This window comes from Moorena sp. SIO4A5 (assembly GCF_010672005.1).
Lineage (GTDB): Bacteria > Cyanobacteriota > Cyanobacteriia > Cyanobacteriales > Coleofasciculaceae > Moorena.
In genome coordinates this window covers 1-5,340 of sequence record NZ_JAAHHZ010000024.1, presented here as the reverse complement: position 1 = coordinate 5,340, position 5,340 = coordinate 1, and the positions used below count along the sequence as shown (strand labels likewise).

The 5,340-nt window shown below is 47.3% G+C and carries 5 protein-coding genes; all 5 read left to right on the top strand.

Annotated features, from left to right (window positions below; all coding sequences use genetic code 11):
* The first annotated feature begins 193 nt into the window (after nt 1-193).
* The gene (locus F6K57_RS09675; protein WP_293066946.1) at nt 194-1,006 is read left to right on the top strand and encodes an SAM-dependent chlorinase/fluorinase; all 813 of its coding nucleotides are present in this window, start codon (nt 194-196) and stop codon (nt 1,004-1,006) included.
* 105 nt (nt 1,007-1,111) lie between these two features.
* Complete coding sequence (locus F6K57_RS09670) at nt 1,112-1,465, top strand: Rieske (2Fe-2S) protein (RefSeq protein ID WP_293066943.1); 354 nt, start codon at nt 1,112-1,114, stop codon at nt 1,463-1,465.
* A gap of 88 nt (nt 1,466-1,553) precedes the next feature.
* Nucleotides 1,554-2,492, top strand: a complete 939-nt coding sequence (locus tag F6K57_RS09660) for an aromatic ring-hydroxylating dioxygenase subunit alpha (RefSeq protein WP_364302117.1) — start codon at nt 1,554-1,556, stop codon at nt 2,490-2,492.
* A 184-nt stretch (nt 2,493-2,676) separates the two neighbouring features.
* Nucleotides 2,677-3,309: a class II aldolase/adducin family protein gene (locus tag F6K57_RS09655; protein ID WP_293066938.1), complete on the top strand. Its 633-nt coding sequence runs from the start codon at nt 2,677-2,679 to the stop codon at nt 3,307-3,309.
* Complete coding sequence (locus tag F6K57_RS09650) at nt 3,309-4,850, top strand: SDR family NAD(P)-dependent oxidoreductase (protein ID WP_293066935.1); 1,542 nt, start codon at nt 3,309-3,311, stop codon at nt 4,848-4,850. The genes F6K57_RS09655 and F6K57_RS09650 overlap by 1 nt, the downstream gene beginning before the upstream one ends.
* Nucleotides 4,851-5,340: the final 490 nt, after the last annotated feature.

Genomic DNA, 5,340 nt, shown 5'->3' with positions numbered 1-5,340 from the left:
TCGTTGGTTTGTTATGGAGGTGAATCATGCGTCATTTAAATTGGTTATTGTTGGTCTGTGGTAGTTAGCGGCTTGTCTTCTTCCCCAAACCAATTTCGTTATGTGCTCAGTGTGACAATAATAATACATCAGTGAGTAGCTCTATAATCTACAATGTCGTACCTACCATCATGTTGAAGCTTATGGAATTGCTATGAATAGAAAAAAAGCCTTTGTTAGCTTAACAAGCGATTTTGGTGCTCAAAGTCAGGGGGTAGGGCTAATGGAAGGCGTTATATTGTCAATATATCCTCATGCACACGTTATTCATTTAACGCACGAATTGCCTCCATTTAATCTTATCGCTGCAGCAAGAACCTTAGAGCAGGTTTCTTTTCTTCCTGTTGGCGCTCATGTGTGTATATGCGATCCTGGTGTCTGGTACGACCGTAACTCGCTAATCTTAGAAACGTACCGTGGTGATTGGTTGCTTGGCCCAGATAACGGGAGCCTAATTCCCGCAGCAAGAACTTTAGGGGGCATCGTAAAAGCCACCACAATTGAAAATACTGCATACATACGGACGCCAGTTTCACATATATTCCAGGGCCGAGATATATATGCTCCAGTTGCTGCCCATCTATCAAATGGCGTTTCGTTTGATGAATTTGGATCAAGCCTTGACGTAAACAATCTAGTAAGGTCGGTATATGATGAGGCTGTGGTTATTGATAACTTAGTATACGCTACCGTTATCCAAATCAGCCGTTTCGGGTCTGTTCATCTGAATATAAAATATGAATTGTGGAAAGAATTGGAATTAGATAATAAAAACATGATTCAAATAACACCCTCTCATACTGAAAGTTTATGTTTACCAATTGGTCGGACATTTAGCGATGTTCCTGAAGGGTATCCTCTGATATTAAAAGACGATTATGGAAGAATAGAGATGGCTATAAACATGGGATCATTTGCAGAAACCTTTAACGTAAAAATCGGATATTCTGTAGTTTTATGTATTTAAACCGAGTAATAGAATCATTTCTGTAATATTTTCTAGACGCGCTAACCTAAAAAGCACCAACAATCGTCAACTAGCATATACCCAAACCTGATTCGCAAGTTAAAAATGACCATCTCAGTTTGTGAGCTACAAACCATAACCGAACATTTTAATAGCGATCCAAAATGTTCATATTCTTTACCAGCTCGTGCCTATATCAAGCCGGATTTTCTGGACATTGAGCGGGAGGCGATCTTTTACAACAGTTGGCAGTATGTCTGCCATGTGGAGCGCCTTCGTCATTCCGGAGACTATATTGCCATCGACATTCAGGGGCGACCGATCGTAGCCGTTCGTGATCAAGCGGGTGTGCTGCGAGCCTTTTACAACGTTTGCCGCCACCGTGGCCATGAGCTGGTTAAGGATCAAGGCAACATTAAAATCTTTGTCTGCCCTTATCACGCTTGGGCTACAACCTAGACGGAACCCTCTGTTCAGCCCGACATTCGAAGACCATGGAAGATTTTAACTTTGACGATTTTTCGTAGCCGTTCGTGATCAAGCGGGTGTGCTGCGAGCCTTTTACAACGTTTGCCGCCACCGTGGCCATGAGCTGGTTAAGGATCAAGGCAACATTAAAATCTTTGTCTGCCCTTATCACGCTTGGGGCTACAACCTAGACGGAACCCTCTGTTCAGCCCGACATTCGAAGACCATGGAAGATTTTAACTTTGACGATTTCGGGATGGTGTCGGTTCAAATCGAAGAGTTCTGTAACATGGTCTTCGTAAACCTCAACCCAGAGGCGACACCGCTGGCAATTCAGTCGGGCGAGCTAGCCCGTGAAATTCTAGAATATGCCCCTGACTTAGGGACACTTACCCATTCCTACCGACTCACCTATCACCTTAAGGCTAACTGGAAGATTGCAGTCGACAATTTCTTGGAATGCTATCACTGTCAGGTGGCTCACAAAGATCTCGTGACGTTACTTGATATGCGTAATTACCAGGTCACAACGTACGATATTTACTCCAGCCAAATTGCTCCGGCTAGCATGACCAGTAGTAACTCAGCCTACAACGTTGAAGGGGCAAGCGTCCAAGATCATTTCCTCTGGTGGCTGTGGCCCAATACCGGCCTGCTACGTTACCCCGGAGATCCTAATTGGATGGTTTGGCACTTCATTCCGGTTGATGCTGAAACGACGATCGAAACCTTCGACTTCTTCTTCCAAGAATCGACCCCAACGGCTCAGCAGATGGAAGCGATTGAGTATATCGACAAAGTCTTACAAAAGGAAGATATCGACATTATTGAAAGCGTGCAGAGGGGCATGAAGACACCCGCCTACGAAAAAGGTGGTCGTTTCGTTGTGTGCAGTGGGGACGACAAGGGTGAAACCGAACACGGAGTTCATCACTTTCATTCCCTCTATTTCAAAGCCATTGATCAATACCTTCAGGCCAGATCGCTAGATCAAGGTGTTGATCAGGTCAGCTTTTAGCTAGGTTTTTCTTTTTTTCAGAATGAAGAAATGACCGTGCAGCCCCCTGACCGATCTGGGCAAACCTGCATATCTCCCTGTGCGGGCTACGGAGTCTAAGGTCGGGCTAGGCGGTCGTCAGGAGCTTGCGACCCATCAAGTATGCTCCCTCTAGTGACCCCCAACATACCATACGAGCGCTCTCATGATCGAAGAAAACGTATACAAGCTGATCGCACTGGGAAAAAAGATGGTCAGCTCCGATCTAACTATCGCCGATGGTGGCAACCTCTCCACCTATGACCCAGAAGCCAACGAGATTACCATCACACGTTCAGGCACGTGTCTTGATGAGCTCGATATTGACTCCTTCGTATCCTTTAAACTAGATAATAATGTTCCTGCGGGGGCATCCTCCGAAACGGCAATGCATGTTGCGGGTTATCGAGCGAGGCCAGAGTTCCTATGCTTGTTGCACTTTCACCCCCAGGAAGCCATCCTGCTCGCCAGTGCCAATATCAACATCAGAACCATCACCGTCGATCATACCTACTACCTCGCTGGCAGGGTTTCTATCCTGCCATTCATTCAACCGGGTACTCAGGAGCTCGCCGCCGCCTGTGCAGATCAATTCAAAAAGGGTTCTGATATTTTGTTGCTGGCCCACCATGGCTGCTTGTTGGGCAGCGACTCGATCGAATGGGGTCTGTACACCGCATTGAACCTTGAGCAGGCAGCCAAGATGACAAGGATGCTAGGCGTCGATCAGGGCAAAACCCAGATACCTGAATGCCCCAGCTCGTACCTCGAAAACCTCAAACAATCAGGAGTTGTGTGATGGCAGTCACTGAAAAACAATACAGCATGGACAACGTGAAGCTATTTGAGCTGGCCTTTGGTGAAGGGTTCATGTCCTGCGGAGGGTCAGCATATCTTGCCCTACTCTTCGCTGATGAGGAGCTCGGACCGAGCACACACATTCTGGATGTCTGTTGCGGCCTAGGCGGCAGCGCCTTCTATCTCGAGAATGAGTATGGGGCTCAAGTCACTGGCATCGACCGGGAAGCGGAGCTGATCGAGCATGCCAGGCGAGTGGCAGAAGAACGTTCGTCCAAGTGTGAATTCATCCTCGGCGATGTCATCGCTACGCATTTTGATGATAATTCCTTTGACTACATCATCTGTCGAGATGCTCTGCTGCACTTCGATAACGAGCGAAAAAATCAACTGTTTCAGAAGATCAGATCATGGCTCAAGCCCGGAGGTAAATTCCTCGCCACTGACTATGGTATCTCGGATCAGCCACTGACCCAAGAGCAACAGGCAGTGCTTGACCGCAAGGGCTATCATCTACTCATGCAATCAGATTATTACGATATTTTCGAGCGCAATACATTCATCCGGATTCAAGTTTCCGATGAAACGGAAAGCTACACTAGTCATACGCAAGCTGAGCTTGATCGCCTGCTTGGGCGCAAGGATGAAATCACCGCACACTATTCCGCTGCCGCGTTCGAAAAGACAGTTAAAGCCTTCAAGAACAAACTCCAAGACATCAAAGACGGCATCAAAACCTACTGGTTGATCCAGGCTGAAAAATATTCTATTCAATCACAAAGGTTGAAAGGTCGCGTGGCCATTTGCACGGGTGCGTCTTCTGGCATTGGCCGCTCAACAGCGATCGCATTGACCGCCCATGGTGCCAGCGTCGTCCTAGCCGCGAGGAATGCCGACAAGCTCAATACAGTGAAAGCGCTCATTGAGGAGCAAGGCGGCACTTGCTTCGTCGCGCCCACGGATATCACACAGCGTGAACAAGTACTGGGCTTGGTTCGTACTACCATGGAGCGCTATGGCCGTGTCGATGTGCTGATTAACTCAGCCGGGGTGATGTTCTACACCTTCATGGAGAACGGAGTTTTTGAAGAATGGGCCAGAACTATTGATGTCAACATCACTGGAGTGGTCAACTGCATCGGCGCTGTCCTGCCTGTGCTCATTCGGCAGAAATCTGGTCACATCATCAACGTCAGCAGTGATGCCGCCAAGACGCCGTTCCCAGGGTTGTCGGTGTATTGTGCCTCAAAGGCCTTTGTCACCACCCTGTCACAGAATCTGAGTAATGAGCTCCGTGGCAAAGGCATCAAAATAACCGATGTTCAACCGGGGGATGTCCGAACGAATCTCGTCCAGACTAACAGCGACACGAAGACGCTCGAAGCGCTCGGTATTAATCCGCAATTCAAAGTAGGACATGGGTGGGCTTCGGACACACAGTTGCTCAGCCCGTTTGACATCGCCGACTGCATTGTTGGTGCAGTTATGACAAAGCCCAATGTCGCAATTAACGAAGTCCTGATCGAGCCACGCGATCAGTAGCACTGAGCCTAGTACAGCACGGTGGAAATAACCCACCAGTTCCTCAAGGGTGACAACAAGGCTAAAAAGGAGACTGGGTGTAGGGTGACCGGGTGTGGGCTGTGGGGAAAATAATTGCTACTTTCACACACTCACTAGCCTCAACAGGCTCAAGAGCCTGCCTGGGGGCGACAACTAACGGTACTTAAAATCACCAAGCTGATGGGCTTTCGTGCAAGAAATTATTAGAGCACCCATAGGCTACAGTGCATCCGGTTGCATTGACAGCATTTAGCTGGTAACCAGGGCGATTACCTTCGCCACCAGCACACACTTTATTATTGACAATGGTTTTTTTTCACATATAGTGTTCGTTGATTTTTAAAAAACTATAGCGGTTTTTATCATAATGAGGTACATATTATTTTTTCCTGTTCCCAATTCTATGTTTCCTAAAACCAATAACTCTGTACCTCATAAAATTGAAAACCGCTATATCCCTCTTCTGTCA